The organism is Lactobacillus sp. ESL0680 (genome assembly GCF_029392855.1).
Lineage (GTDB): Bacteria > Bacillota > Bacilli > Lactobacillales > Lactobacillaceae > Lactobacillus.
Genome location: NZ_CP113945.1, coordinates 168,765 through 184,747 on the forward strand (window position 1 = coordinate 168,765; position 15,983 = coordinate 184,747).

Here is a 15,983-nt window from a genome sequence, read left to right on the forward strand (position 1 = left end):
GCATATTGATGCATAACTTGATTATTCGCGCTGATGACTTGGGTTATTCCAAGGGTGTCAACTATGGTATTTATGAAGCAGTAAAAAACGGCATCATCAACAATGTTGGGGTCATGGTTAACATGGCTGATACTGTTCACGGCTTGGATTTGTTAAAAGGTTTTGATTTTGATTTGGGGATGCACACGGTAATTTGCGCGGGCCGGCCAATTACTGATCCTAAACTAATTCCGAGTTTGGTGACTGCCGATGGTTCTTTTAAACCGTCAAAGGTATATCGCCAGGCTGACCATGACTTAGTTAATTTGGACGAAGTAGTCATGGAAATTGAAGCGCAGTACCAACGTTTTTTAGAATTGACGAATAAGAAACCTGATTACTTTGAAGCACATGCGGTCTACAGTAACAACTTGCTTAAAGGATTGGCGATTGTGGCTGAGAAGCATGACTTGCCGCTGTTGCCATTTGATTTGGAGCTGGATCCAGTCAAGTTTAAGAAGCAAACGACAATTACGACCTTCATGGATAGCATGAAGCCGAATTATGATCCTTACCGTACTTTTGCACATGCTGTTGATTTTGCGGTGGAAAGTTCTGCTGATGACGTGCCAATGATGGTTTGCCATCCCGGATTTTTAGACCAAAGCATTATGCAGCAATCAAGTTTGACGATTCCGCGCACCCAAGAAGTAGCCTTCTTGTGTGATCCGCAATTGCCAGACCAGCTTGCCGAAAAGCAAATTCACTTGGTTCGTTACACAGAATTGAGTTAATAAAAAAGCTATAACTTGTTATGAGTTATAGCTTTTTTGGTTATTTAATTTAATGACATACTTTACATGGGGTGTAGCCCAATCTTCTTGCACGACTAAGCGAAATTTTCTTAATATGACCCTTAGACCTTCTTAAAGTTGGGCAAGAACGTGAAGTGTGGTACTTTTTCCCAGATTTTGTAGCGATATAAACGGTGTAAGTTTGGCGATTAGATCTTGCAGTTGATCTGTGATTAGCTGCTTTGACAATCGTTGTGCTATTAGATTGCGCGATATGAGTGGAATTAGCAGAATTAATTGCACCACTGCCTAATGCGCAGATAGTTAGAATAGTGGTAAGTGCTGTTAGCAATTTTTGATAAAACTTTTTCATGATACTGTCCTTTTAACAATAATTTTAAGTAAATATTTTTTATCTAAATACAGTTTAGCACTTTTGTAGTAAAAACCAGAATCACTAATTGACAGTTCAAAAAGTCGACATCAAAAAAGCCTAGCCGAATTAATGGCTAAGCTTTGGTTTTGTTAATTCATGTAGTCAATATCTTCTTTAGGGTTTACCTTGAATTCTTTGTAATCTGTTTCTTGCAATAATTCCGGAGTTAAGCGCACGCAGCGAATCCGTTGGTTATTGTAAGTTGAGTAGTAGTAGCTTCTGGATTCGGCACAGATGTAGGCACTGTAACAAGTGTAATCAAAGGTGTCGTTAGGTGTAACAACAATTCCGCGGGGAATGCTGACAGGTTCAAGCATGTGGTGAGCAAGGCTGACAGCAGCAGTTTCATCAGCTGGCTGCTCGACGTTGTTCTTCATGAAGGCAGTTCTAACAAAGCGAGAAACAGGAGTGTAATCACCTGGCAAGCCGAAGGTACCAGAGCCCTGACTGAATGGCTTTAATGTTTTACCTAAAAAGTTAACATCGTCATGCTGCTTAGGTGTTACTGATAAGTAGTTCCGCAAGTTAGTTTCGTGCCACTGGTAATCAGGACTGTTGGTCATGACACCAATTGAGTCCTTGATGATATGAACGCCATCTTCTTCGGGTTCAACGATTAGGCTGGCACCAGTTGTGTCTGAAAAGATAAAGTGCAGCGGTGAGACAGCCTTAAGTGTTGGGTTGGCATCATTAACAATGGTGATTTGCTCTTGGAAAAGCTCGGCAACATCATCTAAGTTGGCAGCTTGTGACAAAATTACAGAAATCACTTTGTCAGGTGAGACTGCCCAAGTACCAGCTTGTGCCTTTTCATGGTAGCTAGCATAACCTGGGAAGTACAGGGTTGCACCCATGAGGCCCTTGTCGTTAACACCGTCAAAAGTTACAGGGGCATTGTCATATTCCTGGATTTCCCCTAAGCCGATAAAGGCTCTCTTGCTGGTAATTTCTTGCTCAACACTGTAAGCAACTTTGAAAGTTTTCTTAATGGGTGTGTAAACGACTTGTTCAGCCATTTCCATCATAAAGTCCATTGTTCGTGACAAAAAGTGCTTTTTGTCCTTAGTTTCTAGTGTAAAACTGCTGCAACCAATCATTGGTTTTCCTCCGTAAATTAAAATATTATGTTTCTAAGATTATAAGAAACGATTATAGGAGTTTTGGTAAGATGATTCAAGAAGATGAAACTAATAATTGCTGTTAATTGTTTTCTTTGATTGCGCGGTTAATTTTACTGATTTGCTTTTTTGCTTTAAGCATTGAAGTATACCAAATAATGGCGTAAACAATGACAAAGACGAGGGTATAAAGACTGAGCCACAAGAAGTTTAGCGGGAACCAACCGGCTAAAATTGCCAGAGGTGTAAATAGACCAAACATTACAATGAAGTGAATAACTGTTTGCTTGGTAATGCTCCACCTCTCTTGCATGAAGATAAGAGCAGAAGCCCCACCTAGAAAGCCCATCAGAGCCCAGAGAATTGTTGAGATTAAAGTTGCTAAAGTAACAGAAGAAAATCTGTGTAAGAACGGTAGATTTGATGGCATAAAGTAGTTTGTTTGGTTAATAAGATTGCAGCACAGGGCAATAACAAAGCCAATAGCAATGCCTGAGAGAATACCTGAACAACCATAACGGATAATTTTTTTAAATAATTTCATTGTAAAAATTCCTTTCTTAACTTTTGCATATATCTTCTTGAGGTAAAAGTTGTTTCGCCAGTGGTTAAATTAACCTGATAGCAGCCAGTCTTGGTTAAGGATAGACTGTCAATACTTGCAAGACTAACAATTTCAGAGCTGGAAATCTGAATAAAAGTATCTGGCGGCAAACTGTTATTTAGTTCATATATTCTTGGCTTTATGCGGTAAGTCTGCCCGTCTGCTTCACAGACAACATATTTATTTTGAGTGTAAAAGCGGGTAATTTCATAAAGGGGAATCATTTTGATTTGGTTATTTCTACTTCCTTGAATTTGCCAATCGTTAACTAGGTGTCTGATGGAACTGGCCATCTTTTCTAGCTTAGTGGTTTTCTTATCCGTATTGATGGCAATCCAAGTTGGCTGAAACTGGGGATCTATGTTAAATTTTACAAGCATTGCATTTCTTCCTTTCTGTTGATATTTTAAATATATTCGCTTTTGACTTAAATTGCTATCTCTTGAGGATAAACGGGTCTTTTAGCAAGATAAGTGGTTAATGGGCTTTTAAAAATTCTTGACATTAACGTAAAATGAGATAAACTTAGGATAATTTATTGGAGAAAGGAAATAATTATGATTCAATCGTTCACATTAAACCTGAATAAGAGTTGGCAAAGCCAGCAGGATTGATCGTAATCGTCTTGAACGGATACGATCTGGCAAACAGTTTGTATCCGTGCTGACTACTTTTAACTTGACGAAGTTTGTTTGCATGGTAAAACGTGCAGCAGGCTTTGCGTCCTTAGGGCAGACCAGAGCAAGTGCTGGTTTGCCTTTTTTTTGTTGTCAAAAAGCCCTGATTTAACAAAAATTAAGGAGAAAAAATGAAACGAATGCTCGCATTTATCAGTGCCATTCTATTGTTTTTGGGGGTTGACTTGGCGATAGCTCCCAGAACTGCTAGTCAAACAGCATCTAAATCAGAGGTCGTCCGTGTCGGCATCCTGCAGATGATGACCCACCCAGCACTTGACCAAATTCATCACGGAGTGGTTGCTGGACTAAAAGAAGAAGGATTAATTACCGGCAAAAATCTAAAAATTGATTTTCTAAATGCTCAAGGAGACCAAAGCAACTTAAAAACAATGTCCCAGCAGCTGGCTAATAAAGATTCACTCTTAGTGGGAATTGCGACACCGGCGGCACAGGCTCTAGCCAATAGTGCCCCGAAAACAACGCCGATTATTTTGGCAGGGATTTCGACGCCAGCAGCCAGCGGTTTAGTCAAAAGTGAGGCGCATCCCGGCGGCAATATCACAGGGACTTCTGGTCTTAATCCAGTTTCTAAACAATTTGCATTACTGCACGCAATTATGCCGCGGGCTAAGAAAATCGGCATCATTTATACTTCATCGGATCATGGCGGGCAGACCAACGCCCACGCCTTTGCACAAGTTGTTAAAAGAGCAGGTTTGATCCCCAAAATGTATACCATTGCTAACACCAATGATCTTCAGCAAGTAGCTAGTCAGATGGTAAGCCAAGTTGATGCAATTTATGCCCCGCAAGATAACGGCGTGGCTTCGGCAATGAAGACACTGGTAAATGTTGCTAACAATGCCAATATTCCGGTCTTTCCGTGTGCAGAGACGATGATGCCTGATGGCGGTCTTGCATCTTACGTTATTAGTCAGAAAGAGATGGGCAGAATTGCGGGTGTGATGGCTGCCAAAGTCTTGCGCGGCAAGAATCCGGCAACTTATCCGGTTGCCACAGTCAAAAGCGGCTACTACATGATAAATGAAAAGGAAATGCGTAAATTACATATTAAAATTCCAGCAGCGATTGTTCGTGCTGCTAGACAAAATGGGAAGGTGATCGAATGAATTTAATAACTTCAAGCATTGGGCAAGGATTGTTATGGGCTCTACTAGGGATCGCCTTGTTTTTAACATTCCGCATACTGAATTTTGCCGATATGACGGTTGAAGGGACGTTCCCACTAGGCGCGGCTATTACGGTAACGGCAATTACTAAGGGAGTATCGCCGCTCGTTGCCATACTTCTAGGATTTTTAGGCGGTGCGGCTGGCGGTTTAATTACCGGCTTACTCTATACCAAAGGCAATATTCCAATTCTGCTGGCAGGGATCTTGGTAATGACGGGCTGTTTGTCAGTTAACTTGCGGATTATGGGCGGTTCTAACGTTTCACTGCTAGGGCAAAAGACCTTTTTCTCAGCTAAAATCTTCCAAACTCTTCCGCGGTACTTCGACAGTGTATTAATTGGCGGCGGGACAATTATTTTAATTACCATTTTGATTGCCCTATTTTTAGAAACTGATTTAGGGCAAGCCTTCATAGTAACGGGTGATAACCAGATGATGGCGCGGTCACTAGGGATTAACACCGAGAATATGACAATTTTAGGATTGACCTTGTCTAACGGCTTGGTTGGTCTGGCTGGTGCGTTAATTGCGCAAAATAATGGCTACGCAGATGCCAATATGGGCATTGGAATTATCGTAATTGCCTTAGCTTCAATTATTATTGGTGAGGTCGTCTTTGGCTATTTAACGCTTAATCAGCGGTTAATTGCCGTTATCCTAGGCAGTATTATTTATCGGTTTGTCTTGTTGATTGTTTTGCAATTAGGCTTTTCAACTAATGACCTTAATCTGATTTCGGCTATTATTTTGGCAGTTTGTCTAATGCTGCCGAAATTGCGGCACGCGTTAAAGTTGGACGGAATTTTACGTAAAGGAGTGAGCCAAAATGGAAAGTAAACAGGCAGTTTTGACTTTGGATAAAGTGACAACCGTTGTTAACCAGCACACGCCGGCAGAAACAAAAATTTTACGTGATTTGACATTGACGATTAATCAAGGCGACTTTATTACCATTGTGGGTGCTAATGGTGCCGGTAAATCAACGCTTTTTAACACGATTAGTGGGTTAATTACCCCGGCAGCAGGAAGAATACTGCATCAGGGACAGGAGATTACCCACCAGTCAGTTGAAAAAAGGACCAGCTTCATCAGTCGCGTTTTTCAAGATCCTAAGATGGGAACGGCACCGCGAATGACGGTTGCGGAAAATATTCTGCTCGCTAAAAAGCGGGGCGAGCGGCGCGGATTACACTTGCGCAGGTTGGCGGCTCATCGGGAAGAACTGCGTAAAATCGCAGCTCAGATGGGTAATTCGTTGGCTGATAAGTTGGACACGCCAACTGAACACCTGTCAGGTGGTCAAAGGCAGACGTTAAGCTTCTTGATGGCAACAATTAAGCGACCAGATATTCTCTTATTAGATGAACATACGGCTGCGCTAGACCCCAAAACTAGCCGTGAGTTAATGGCTCAGACCAGTCAGATTGTGACCGATCAAAAGTTAACCTGCTTAATGATTACCCACAGCATGGAAGATGCGCTTAAATATGGCAATCGGCTGCTGGTTTTACGTTCGGGTCAAGTGGTAGCTAATCTTGACAATAAGCAAAAGGCAAAGCTGAATTTGGACGAACTGATGACCGCTTTTAATGATAATGACGATTAATTATGAAAAAACTGTGATTTTTCCGCAATATATTTGTATAATAATGTAGAGGTGAAATCATGGAATTAGGTTCAATATCAGAATGGGTGACAGCATTTGCTGAGATTGCAGCTGTTTGTGTAGCATTATTTTTACCGTATTATGAAAAACGTCAGGAACGCAACAAGCGGTCACGTAATTTACGGTTGATTTTTAAGGGCTTTATTAAAGATGCGCTAGAAGAAAATAGTACGAAAAAGCTCGAGTCATATTACAAGATCAGTTATTTAGTTAACGATAATGAAAATGATGAGCAGGTATTTTCTTTAGTGCAACAAGCGATTAAGATCATTAATGATGATGAGATTAAGCCAGAGCAAAAGAATAAAGATATTCAAGAAATTATCAATTGTTTTGATTAAATAAAACCACGTCTAACTACTGGGCGTGGTTTTTAGTTTATAATTCGGTTTAAATGCTATAGCAGTGCTGAAAGTTAATTTAAAAAACATTAGTTTATTAGTAGTAAACTAGGAATTAACAATGGAGGTTTAATAATGAAGAAGATTGATGGACACTTTCATCTAGTGCGCTCACTTGCCGGCTTTAATGGCAAAGGCAGTCTGACACCTTTAGGTAATGGCCGTGCGATTTGGGATAATAATCAAGCAGTGCTAAAGCTATTTCCTGATGGCTGGGGTAATGATACCTTTACTGCTGAATCAGCGTTAAAGGTCATGGCAGCTAATGGAATTGATAAGGCAGTCTTGTTGCAGGGCAGTTTGTATGGGTTTCAGAATTATTATTCTTATCAAGCAATCAAAAAGTATCCTGATCGCTTCATTGGGGCCTTTTCTGTCGACCTTTTTAGCGAATTTTACATGCAAATTGTTCAGCGGCATGTTGAACAACTGGGCTTTAGAGCAATGAAGTTTGAGATTAGTCAGGGCGGCGGCATGACTGGGTATCACTTAACAACGCCGTTTCGCTTGGATACGGATTCGCGTGCTGGTCAGATTTTTCATTATCTTAGTGATTATCCCGGCTTTGTAGTGACTGTGGACTATGGTGATTATACTCAAGCTAGTTATCAGCCGGAGGCAATTGCCAACTTGGCTAGAATGTACCCAGAGCTTGACTTTGTGGTTTGCCACTTGTCATTTCCAAGTGCGGACCACCTAAACCGCCTGCAGGCTGCACTTAATCAGTGGCAGCCTTACCCTAATATTTACACTGATATTGCCGCAATTCAGGACATTGAGGGTGAAACTGCAGAGCCATTCTTATGTTGTCAACAAGATGTGATTCTTGCTAAAGAAATCTTGGGTGCCAAGCGAATTATTTGGGGCAGTGATGCACCTTGGTCAGCGACCTTTAATTCCTACCATAGTTTATCAACTTGGTTAGAAAAGACGACCATTTTTACGCCAGAAGAACTAGCGGACGTAATGTATAACAACGCTGAGCAGATTTATTTTAAGAAGACCGCAATTGCGGCTGCTAAGGCAGCTAATGATCCAGCTTTGAATCATTAGCTGTTAGAAAGGGAAGAATTAATGACAAAAGTATTGGTAACTGGCAAAGCTCCAGAACAAGGAATAAAAAAATTACGGGAAGTATTTGATGTCACATACCCACAGGATAAACAGTTTTCGCGGGCGGAAGTATTACAAATGCTGCCCGAGTATGATGGTGTACTCTTGGTGGGGCTCAAAGGCGACCGTGAATTAATTGATGCCGGCTCTAATTTGAAAATTATCGCGACTAGTGGTGTGGGCTTTGACCATGTTGATATTGCTTATGCCCAGGCAAAAGGGATCGTGGTTGCGAATACGCCGCAGGCAGTCCGGCTGCCGACGGCTGAAATGACAATTGTGTTATTGCTTGCGGCAGTGCGCCGACTTCATGTGTATGACCAAGACTTGCGTGCTGGCAACTGGCCTGATCTTGGCGAGGTCCAGAATATGGGCATGAGTCTGGATGGCAAAACGCTGGGTATCTATGGCATGGGGAGAATTGGCAGTACAGTCGGTCAATTTGCTCAATTGCTGGGGATGAAAGTTATTTACAATAAGCGGCACCCTTTAAGTACTGCTGAGGAACAGAAACTTAATGTTAGCTATGCGGACTTTTCAACTTTAATTAAAGATTCCGATGTTATTACCCTGCACGCGCCGCTAACGCCGCAAACTAAAGAAGTTTTTAATAGTAGTGTTTTTAACGAAATGAAGCCAACTGCTTATATTATTAATACGGCGCGGGGCCAGCTAATTAATCAGGATGACTTAATCACAGCCTTGAAGAACAAGACGATCGCTGGTGCCGGGCTCGATGTCTTTGCACAAGAACCTGAGGTGCCGGAAGCCTTGTGTGCGCTAGATAATGTTGTGTTGACGCCGCATGCAGGTACTGCGACTTTGGAAGCCCGTACGGCAATTGCTAATGAGGCTTCGGAAAATCTTATTGCCTTATTGCGTGATGGCCGCGCCAAAAACATGGTCAATCAAGTTGCGCAATATTTATAGATGCAGCTAAATATTTTGAATACAAAAAAGGCCGCTGAAGTTAGCGGCTTAATTAACCTGACAGTTAAGATTGTCAGGTTAATTTTTTTCTTTTAAAACAAATTTGATATCTTCCTGGCTTTCGATGCCATAAATGTGCTGCTTAGGATTAGTAGATAGTGGCCCTAAGTCAAAAATTGTCCGGTCATTTTCTTGCTTAATGCCATGAATACTTCCTAAGAATAGGTGCAGGAGTGAGTGGACATTTTTTTGGTATTCGGTCATTTTTTTCGCGGCGGCAGGTAAGGTGTAGCCCTCATTTAAAAAGAATTTAATCATTCTAATCTTGGCAATTTGGTTGAAGGGAAGTTTAATTGCACCATTCTCTGCCTTGGTAGTTTTAAGGTAGCCCATTTTGATCCAGTAGCGTACCTGAGTATCAGAGACATCGCTTGCTCTGGCGGCATCACGAATACTAAGGTAAATTTTATCAGGTTTAACGATTTGGTTCAGCCATTCGGCATAAGTCTCTTGTTTCATATGTTGCTCCTAATTTACTTAGTATTATTATAGAACTTTTTAAGATAATTTATTAGCTAGTTAGTAAGTATTTTAACATAAAAAATGTCAGTGTTAATTTTTTTGTCTTAATATCAAATATTTGACATTGAGTACAAACTATTTTATATTAGACAACATCTTGTTTAAATATACGAAAGAGGGAAACTGTTTTGGCAAAAATTGCTGATAATAAAACAAGTTCATTTGGTAGAGCAATGTTGATTATTGTGCTTTTAGTTGGAACCTTCTGTACGGTTTTGAATCAAACACTACTTTCAACAGCATTACCTAAATTGATGTCGACGTTTAATATTTCAACTGCTACAGCGCAATGGCTGACAACTGGGTTCTTGATGGTTAACGGAATCATGATTCCTTTATCAGCTTACTTAGCAACTACAATTAACACTAAGTGGTTGTACACAGGTGCCATGGTAATTTTCCTTGGCGGTACAGTTTTAGCTTATAGTGCACAGAACTTTGGTACATTGCTGACAGCACGGTTAATTCAGGCTGTTGGGGTTGGTATTTCAATGCCGCTCTTGCAGACAATTATGTTATCAATCTTCCCAGCTAATTCACGTGGGGCTGCTTTAGGTCTTGTGGGAATTGTTGTCGGGGTGGCACCAGCTATTGGACCAACCTTATCTGGCTGGATTATTGATAATTACAACTGGCGTGTTCTGTTTGGCATGTTAATTCCATTAATGATTGTTGTTATCGTATTGGCACTCTTCTTTATGAAGCCAGTACTTAAAACAACCAAGCAAAAGCTTGATTGGTTGTCATTAACATTATCAACAGTAGGTTTTGGTAGTTTACTTTACGGCTTTTCCGCTGCAGGTAATGATGGCTGGGACGCAAAGAATGTTGATATTGCCCTAGTTGTTGGTGTTATTGTGACCGCGTTATTTGTTTGGCGGCAATTAGTAATTCCTAAACCATTCTTACAATTACGGGTATTTAAGACTAAGGAATTTACTTTAGCATCAGTAATGGCTTCAATTTCAACCATTGCGATGTTAGGGGTTGAATCAGTCTTACCATTATACTTGCAAATTGTTCACGGCATGAGCGCACTTAACTCAGGATTGACCTTGCTTGGCGGTGCTGTAGTTATGACGTTAATGAGTCCAATTACCGGTCGTTTATTTGATGAAATTGGTGGTAAACGCTTAGTTACCTTGGGGATGTCCTTACTTATTATAGGTACACTGCCATTTCTATGGTTGACTTTGGATACACCAGATATCTATATTGTCTTCTTATACGCAATCAGAATGTTTGGTATTTCAATGATTACCATGCCAGTAACGACTTCAGGGATGAATGCCTTGCCTGATGACTTAATCGCTGACGGAACGGCTTCAAACAACACAGTTCGTCAGATCGCTTCATCAATTGGTTCAGCAATTATGATTACCCTGTTAACTAATGTTACTAATGCTAAGGCACCAGCTAAGTCATTATTGAAGGCAGCACCTTTTAGCTATAAGCAAAAGTACTTAACTGCAACTTTGGATGGTTACCATGCAGCATTCATGTTCTCATTAGTCTTTGCAGTTATCGGTTTATGCCTTTCATTCTTCTTAAAGGATAAACGTACTCCTAGTCATGATATTAATTTAGAAGGCGGCGATAATAAATGATTTTAGCAACATTAGTTATTGGAGCACTTGCGGCTTTTATCAGTTATATCTTCATTAAAACGCCTAAGTGGCGAATTACAGCGACAATTATTTCAGCAGTAATTTTAATTAGTTCACTTGTCTTCTTAACTTTGAACAGCCATGAGCATTATGGTATGCATCAAGTAACTACAACCAAGACTGTACAAGTTTATCCAGCAAGTGCCAAAAATGGCCTGAATATGGTGCTTTACAAGCCAGTTGGGACTAATGGCAAAGAAACAGTTGTCGTTTACAAAAAGACTTTAGACCAAAAGAAGCCTAGTCATACACAAGCTAATGAATTAACGGCGGCTAATAACCGTGTTAAGCGTGTAGCAGGTAACACAGCAACATTAAAGGTTAAAGAAACCCGCTGGCGTTTTGATTCAAGTGCAGCTAAATTATGGTTTGGTGTTTCTGGTTTAGAAAACAAACTAGTTAAACGTTCAAATACATTCTATTTACCTAAAACTTGGTTCTATCTATCAACTGACCAAGTTAAGGCAATGCAAAAGAAAATGGCTGCTATGAAGTCTAAAGCAGCTCAGCAAAAGCTGAAGCAGCAGGCACAGCAATATGTCATGGCACAAATCAAACAAGCTATGATGAAGAATCCAGCTTTGGCAACTGATAAGGCTAAGCAAGCTAGTCTAGCTAAGCAGTACGCTCAAGAATTTCAACAGCAAATGTTTAAAAAGGTTATTAAATCTTTAAAATAAATTGCGTAAATTAAAACAGCAAAAAGTATGATTTATACTTTTTGCTGTTTTTGTTTGCCTAAATTTTATAGCTGCACCTGAATGACCTGGATACCAGCTTTAATAAAGCCGTCAATAATCTTCTTAGGTGTAAAAGAGTCAGTAATTAGCAAGTCAATGTCGGTTGCCTGACAAATGGTAAAGTTAGAAAACTGGCTGAATTTGCTATAGTCGGCAACCACAATTAGTTTGCGTGCGTGCTTGATAATTGCTTCGTTAACCTTGGCTTCTTCAATAAATGGTGTGGCAACTCCGCGGCTTAGGCTAATTCCGGCACAGCCAATGATTGCCCAATCGGCATAAATTTTTAAGAAGGGCTCAACTGCCAAGTCGCCGCTCATAATCATTTTGCGGCTGACATTACCGCCGCTCAAGATGATTTGACTGTTGCTGGCATGCATGTCCAAGTTTCCGGCGTAACCATTATTAGTTAGAATATTAACGTCTTTTTTCAATAAATATGGTATTGCTTCAAATGCGGTTGTACTTGAATTAATAAAAACCCAATTGTGCTTTTCAATATGAGATGAGGCTTCCTTGCCAATTCGCTGCTTGATGTAACTGACGGAATCTGTAAAGGGAATTTCTTCTGGCTTAACTAGAGAAATAATACCTTTTTCCTGTTCGATTTGCCCTTGATTGGCCAAATTACTGCAGTCTCGGCGAACGGTCATGATTGAGACGCCGAGCTTTTTACTGAGATTATCTAATGAAATGGTTTTTTCATGATTAAGTAAATCAATGATTTTCTTTCTTCTATTTTTAATTTCTTGATATGAATTCTTCATTTTATTTTCCTATATTAATATTATTCTCCTAAAATTTATTATCAAAAAATATCATAAAAAGGTATCAAACACAACATTTTGCTTTTGATAATGATAAAACACCATAAAAGTAACAAATTATCATAAAATGTGATTGAAAGCGATAACATTATACAATATAATCTGTGTTGAAAACAAACAAGATAAACTTTTAGGAGGAAAAAGATGACAAAACCGACAAATATAAATGAAGTTACACCTGCTGTTTTTGCAGAAAACAATTTCCCTGAATGGGGAACATACTTAAATGAGCAAATTGCCGACAAGAAAGTGCCAGAAAACTCATTTTCAATTTGGTGGCTTGGCTGTATGGGGATGTGGCTGAAGACCCATGAAGGAACGAATATTGCCATTGATATGTGGAATGGTACTGGTAAGCATTCACACGGCGACGGCAAGATGCGTAAAGGACACCAGATGATGCGGATGACTGGTGGCGAAGCTCTGCAGCCTAACATGCGCAACAAGCCATACGTGATTGATCCCTTTGCAATTAGAGATTTGGATGCCTTGTGTGTTACCCATACACACCACGATCACTTGGATATTTATACTGCAGCTTGTGTAAACAAGTTCTGTCCTAATGCTAAATTTATCGGGCCTCAAGGAGTTGCTGATGAATGGAAGTCATGGGGTGTTCCTGAAGAAAAAATTATCGTTGTCAAGCCAGGTGACGAAGTTAAAGTTGGTGCTGTTACGATTAAGGCTTTAGAAGCTTTTGACAGAACTGAACTGGTAACTGAAGATGACCCTAATGTTACATTGGCTGGTACCAAGCCAAAAGAAATGGCTAAGTTAGCCGTAAATTATCTGCTTGAGACTTCAGGAGGCAACTTGTATCACTCAGGTGACTCACACTATTCTAATACTTATGTTAAACATGGTAACGAAAATAAGATTGACGTTACTCTATGTGCTTACGGTGAAAACCCTCGTGGTATCACTGATAAACTGGATGATTCTCAAGTATTGCGGATGGGTGAAGCCCTGAATACTAAGGTAATTATCCCAATGCACTATGACATTTGGTCAAATATTTACAGTGATCCAAAAGATATTTTAGTTCTATGGAACAGAAAGAAGTACCGTCTGCAATACAAGTTTAAACCATATATTTGGCAAGTCGGCGGCGAATTTAACTATCCACAGGATAAGGATAATTTTGAATACATGTACGATCGCGGCTTCCATGATGCATTCAAGAATGATCCAGATCTGCCGTTCCCAGAATTGTTATAAGCCTACTTGTTAGTTGCTTATAAGATAGGAGGGAGTTATGCTACGTTATTTTTTAGAAAATCATTTGATTAATATCAGTGCTAAACAGCCCAAAGACTGGGAAGATGCCTTGAGAATTTCAGGTGAAATTATGAAATCAAATGGTCTTGTTACTGATAAATATATTGACCAAGTTATTGCTGACGTCAAAGAATATGGTCCGTATATTGTAATTGTACCTGGAGTGGCAATGCCTCATTCACAAGCAGACAGTTCAGGTGTTTTGGGCACGGGGATTGGTCTGACGATTTTCCCGAAAGCAATTTCTTTTGACCAAGATGATCCAGAAAAAGATGCGCAATTGTTCTTTATGTTAGCTGCTAAAGATAATAAGCAGCATATGGAAAATATCGCTAATTTGTCCAATATGCTGATGGAAGATGGTCTAATTGATGATTTGCGGCAGGTAAAGACCTTAGCGGATTATCAAAAGGTCATTGATAAGTATGAACTAGCTGAAGAAGAGAGTAGGTAAGCAAATGCAAAATGTTTTGAATGTTTTACTAGCCATTTGGAGCTATTTTGCCACTAATGTTTTAGGACAACCTGCATTTATGATCGGTTTTATTGTTTTAATCGGTTATATTTTGGAACATAAAAAGTGGTACGAAGTCTTATCTGGCTTTTTAAAGGCGACAGTGGGCTACTTTATCTTGTCAGCTGGGTCTAGTGGACTAGTTAATACTTTTAGACCAATTTTAGTCGGCTTGAAGGATCGCTTTCATTTAAGTGCGATGATTATTGACCCCTATTTTGGTCAGAATGCCGTTAATTCGGGAATTATGCAACGCTTTGGCCGCTCCTTTGCGGACACGATGTTGCTGCTATTATTTGCCTATATTATCAACATCTTGCTGGTCCGCTTTTCGAAGTACACCAAGTTAAGAGCGGTCTTTACAACTGGTAATGTTCAGGTTCAACAGGCTGCCACTGCTTTCTGGCTGATTCTGTTTTGTTTTCCTAATTTAAACAGAATCTCAATTTTAGCAATTATGAGTTTGATCTTAGGTCTCTACTGGGCTGTAGGTTCTAACTTAACGGTTGGCATTACGCAGGAGTTAACTGATGGTGCCGGCTTTGCGGTTGCCCACCAACAAATGTTTGGTCTGTATTTCTTTGCCAAGATTTCGGAAATGCTTGAAAAGCATTCCATGAAAAAGGGTAAGGAAAATAAAAATAAACGCCTTGAAGATATTGAATTACCAAGCTTTATGTCAATTTTTAATGACAACATGGTTTCAACTTCCTTGTTAATGCTGGTGTTCATCGGTGCAATTTTAATCGTCTTAGGACCAGATTACTTAACTAAGGCACACTTCATGCAAAAGGGTCAGAGTTTTGTCTTTTACATTTTGCAAACAGCACTGCAGTTCTCAGTTTATCTAGCTATCTTACAGTTGGGTGTTAGAACGTTCGTTAACGAATTAACGGAATCCTTTACGGGTATTTCTGATAGATGGCTGCCTGGTGCAGTTCCCGGGATTGATGTTGCCGCAATTTTAGGCTTTGGTTCGCAAAATGCACAAACAATTGGTTTTATGTTTGGTGCTTTAGGTCAATTTACGATGATCTTCTTATTGCTCATTTTCCATTCACCAACTTTGGTAATTGCTGGCTTTATTCCGTTATTCTTTGATAATGCAGCGATTGGTTTGTACGCTAACGATCGCGGAGGTTACAAGTATGCCATGATTATGCCGTATATTTCTGGCTTGATTCAAGTTGCTGGGTCAGCACTGATTGCTACTTGGGTTGGCATGGCTCGTTATGGCGGTTACCTTGGCATGTTCGACTGGGCTACTGTTTGGCCATTCTTCACGGTAATCATGAAGTACTTAGGCTACTTCGGCGTTGCCATTATCATTATTGCTTTATTGGCAATTCCGCAATTACAGTATCGCGCAGATCCAGACGGTTACTTCTTAATTACTGAGGATTACTCAGCTTGGAAAAAGTTAAATCATAAAGAAGAATAATATTTGTTTTAAGTTAAAGGA

Annotated in this window: 18 protein-coding genes; 12 read left to right on the forward strand and 6 right to left on the reverse strand. The window is 39.9% G+C overall.

The annotated features are described in order from the left end of the window. Positions 1–8: 8 nt before the first annotated feature. Complete coding sequence (locus OZX58_RS00835; protein WP_277130839.1) at positions 9–773, forward strand: ChbG/HpnK family deacetylase; 765 nt, start codon at positions 9–11, stop codon at positions 771–773. Between the two features lie 49 nt (positions 774–822). Here the strand turns inward: OZX58_RS00835 and OZX58_RS00840 are convergent, their stop codons facing one another. The 4 genes from OZX58_RS00840 to OZX58_RS00855 all read right to left on the reverse strand — a co-directional run bounded on the left by OZX58_RS00840 (position 823) and on the right by OZX58_RS00855 (position 3,311). After that, positions 823–1,146 carry a hypothetical protein gene (locus OZX58_RS00840; RefSeq protein WP_277141098.1) on the reverse strand — a complete coding sequence of 108 codons (324 nt, stop codon included), beginning with the start codon at positions 1,144–1,146 and terminating at the stop codon, positions 823–825. Positions 1,147–1,298: 152 nt separating this feature from the next. Continuing rightward, the gene (locus OZX58_RS00845; protein ID WP_277141100.1) at positions 1,299–2,306 is read right to left on the reverse strand and encodes a choloylglycine hydrolase family protein; all 1,008 of its coding nucleotides are present in this window, start codon (positions 2,304–2,306) and stop codon (positions 1,299–1,301) included. A 103-nt stretch (positions 2,307–2,409) separates the two neighbouring features. After that, positions 2,410–2,871 carry a DUF3021 domain-containing protein gene (locus tag OZX58_RS00850; protein ID WP_277141101.1) on the reverse strand — a complete coding sequence of 154 codons (462 nt, stop codon included), beginning with the start codon at positions 2,869–2,871 and terminating at the stop codon, positions 2,410–2,412. After that, complete coding sequence (locus OZX58_RS00855) at positions 2,868–3,311, reverse strand: LytTR family DNA-binding domain-containing protein (protein ID WP_277141102.1); 444 nt, start codon at positions 3,309–3,311, stop codon at positions 2,868–2,870. The genes OZX58_RS00850 and OZX58_RS00855 overlap by 4 nt, the downstream gene beginning before the upstream one ends. A 428-nt stretch (positions 3,312–3,739) precedes the next feature. On the opposite strand from OZX58_RS00855, the gene trpX reads away from it, so the two are divergent. The 6 genes from trpX (at position 3,740) to OZX58_RS00885 (ending at position 8,913) form a co-directional block, all read left to right on the forward strand. Beyond that, positions 3,740–4,741 carry a tryptophan ABC transporter substrate-binding protein gene (trpX, locus tag OZX58_RS00860; protein ID WP_277141103.1) on the forward strand — a complete coding sequence of 334 codons (1,002 nt, stop codon included), beginning with the start codon at positions 3,740–3,742 and terminating at the stop codon, positions 4,739–4,741. Then, on the forward strand, positions 4,738–5,640 hold the full coding sequence (locus OZX58_RS00865) for an ABC transporter permease (RefSeq protein WP_277141104.1): 903 nt from the start codon (positions 4,738–4,740) through the stop codon (positions 5,638–5,640). Before trpX ends, OZX58_RS00865 begins: the two co-directional genes overlap by 4 nt. Then, entirely contained in the window at positions 5,630–6,409 is a 780-nt protein-coding gene (locus OZX58_RS00870; protein WP_277141105.1) for an ATP-binding cassette domain-containing protein, read from the forward strand. Before OZX58_RS00865 ends, OZX58_RS00870 begins: the two co-directional genes overlap by 11 nt. Positions 6,410–6,468: 59 nt before the next feature. Then, the gene (locus OZX58_RS00875; RefSeq protein WP_277141106.1) at positions 6,469–6,810 is read left to right on the forward strand and encodes a hypothetical protein; all 342 of its coding nucleotides are present in this window, start codon (positions 6,469–6,471) and stop codon (positions 6,808–6,810) included. 135 nt (positions 6,811–6,945) lie between these two features. After that, positions 6,946–7,923 carry an amidohydrolase family protein gene (locus tag OZX58_RS00880; RefSeq protein ID WP_277141107.1) on the forward strand — a complete coding sequence of 326 codons (978 nt, stop codon included), beginning with the start codon at positions 6,946–6,948 and terminating at the stop codon, positions 7,921–7,923. Between the two features lie 21 nt (positions 7,924–7,944). Further along, positions 7,945–8,913 (forward strand): NAD(P)-dependent oxidoreductase, encoded by a 969-nt coding sequence (locus OZX58_RS00885; RefSeq protein ID WP_277141108.1) that lies wholly within the window; start codon positions 7,945–7,947, stop codon positions 8,911–8,913. A 78-nt stretch (positions 8,914–8,991) separates the two neighbouring features. Here the strand turns inward: OZX58_RS00885 and OZX58_RS00890 are convergent, their stop codons facing one another. Further along, on the reverse strand, positions 8,992–9,432 hold the full coding sequence (locus OZX58_RS00890; RefSeq protein ID WP_277141109.1) for a MerR family transcriptional regulator: 441 nt from the start codon (positions 9,430–9,432) through the stop codon (positions 8,992–8,994). Positions 9,433–9,668: 236 nt separating this feature from the next. On the opposite strand from OZX58_RS00890, the gene OZX58_RS00895 reads away from it, so the two are divergent. Beyond that, positions 9,669–11,102: an MDR family MFS transporter gene (locus tag OZX58_RS00895; protein ID WP_277141698.1), complete on the forward strand. Its 1,434-nt coding sequence runs from the start codon at positions 9,669–9,671 to the stop codon at positions 11,100–11,102. Further along, positions 11,099–11,842: a DUF4811 domain-containing protein gene (locus OZX58_RS00900; RefSeq protein ID WP_277141110.1), complete on the forward strand. Its 744-nt coding sequence runs from the start codon at positions 11,099–11,101 to the stop codon at positions 11,840–11,842. The genes OZX58_RS00895 and OZX58_RS00900 overlap by 4 nt, the downstream gene beginning before the upstream one ends. A 65-nt stretch (positions 11,843–11,907) precedes the next feature. Here OZX58_RS00900 and OZX58_RS00905 read toward each other — a convergent pair whose 3' ends face one another. After that, positions 11,908–12,669 (reverse strand): DeoR/GlpR family DNA-binding transcription regulator, encoded by a 762-nt coding sequence (locus OZX58_RS00905; RefSeq protein WP_277141111.1) that lies wholly within the window; start codon positions 12,667–12,669, stop codon positions 11,908–11,910. Positions 12,670–12,873: 204 nt separating this feature from the next. On the opposite strand from OZX58_RS00905, the gene ulaG reads away from it, so the two are divergent. Genes ulaG through OZX58_RS00920 form a run of 3 tightly spaced genes read left to right on the forward strand, consistent with a single transcriptional unit; the run spans position 12,874 to position 15,962 of the window. Further along, complete coding sequence (ulaG, locus tag OZX58_RS00910) at positions 12,874–13,947, forward strand: L-ascorbate 6-phosphate lactonase (RefSeq protein ID WP_277141112.1); 1,074 nt, start codon at positions 12,874–12,876, stop codon at positions 13,945–13,947. Between the two features lie 37 nt (positions 13,948–13,984). Beyond that, positions 13,985–14,461, forward strand: a complete 477-nt coding sequence (locus tag OZX58_RS00915) for a PTS sugar transporter subunit IIA (protein ID WP_277130811.1) — start codon at positions 13,985–13,987, stop codon at positions 14,459–14,461. Positions 14,462–14,465: 4 nt separating this feature from the next. Next, positions 14,466–15,962, forward strand: coding sequence for a PTS ascorbate transporter subunit IIC (locus tag OZX58_RS00920; RefSeq protein ID WP_277130810.1), 1,497 nt, complete (start codon positions 14,466–14,468; stop codon positions 15,960–15,962). Positions 15,963–15,983: the final 21 nt, after the last annotated feature.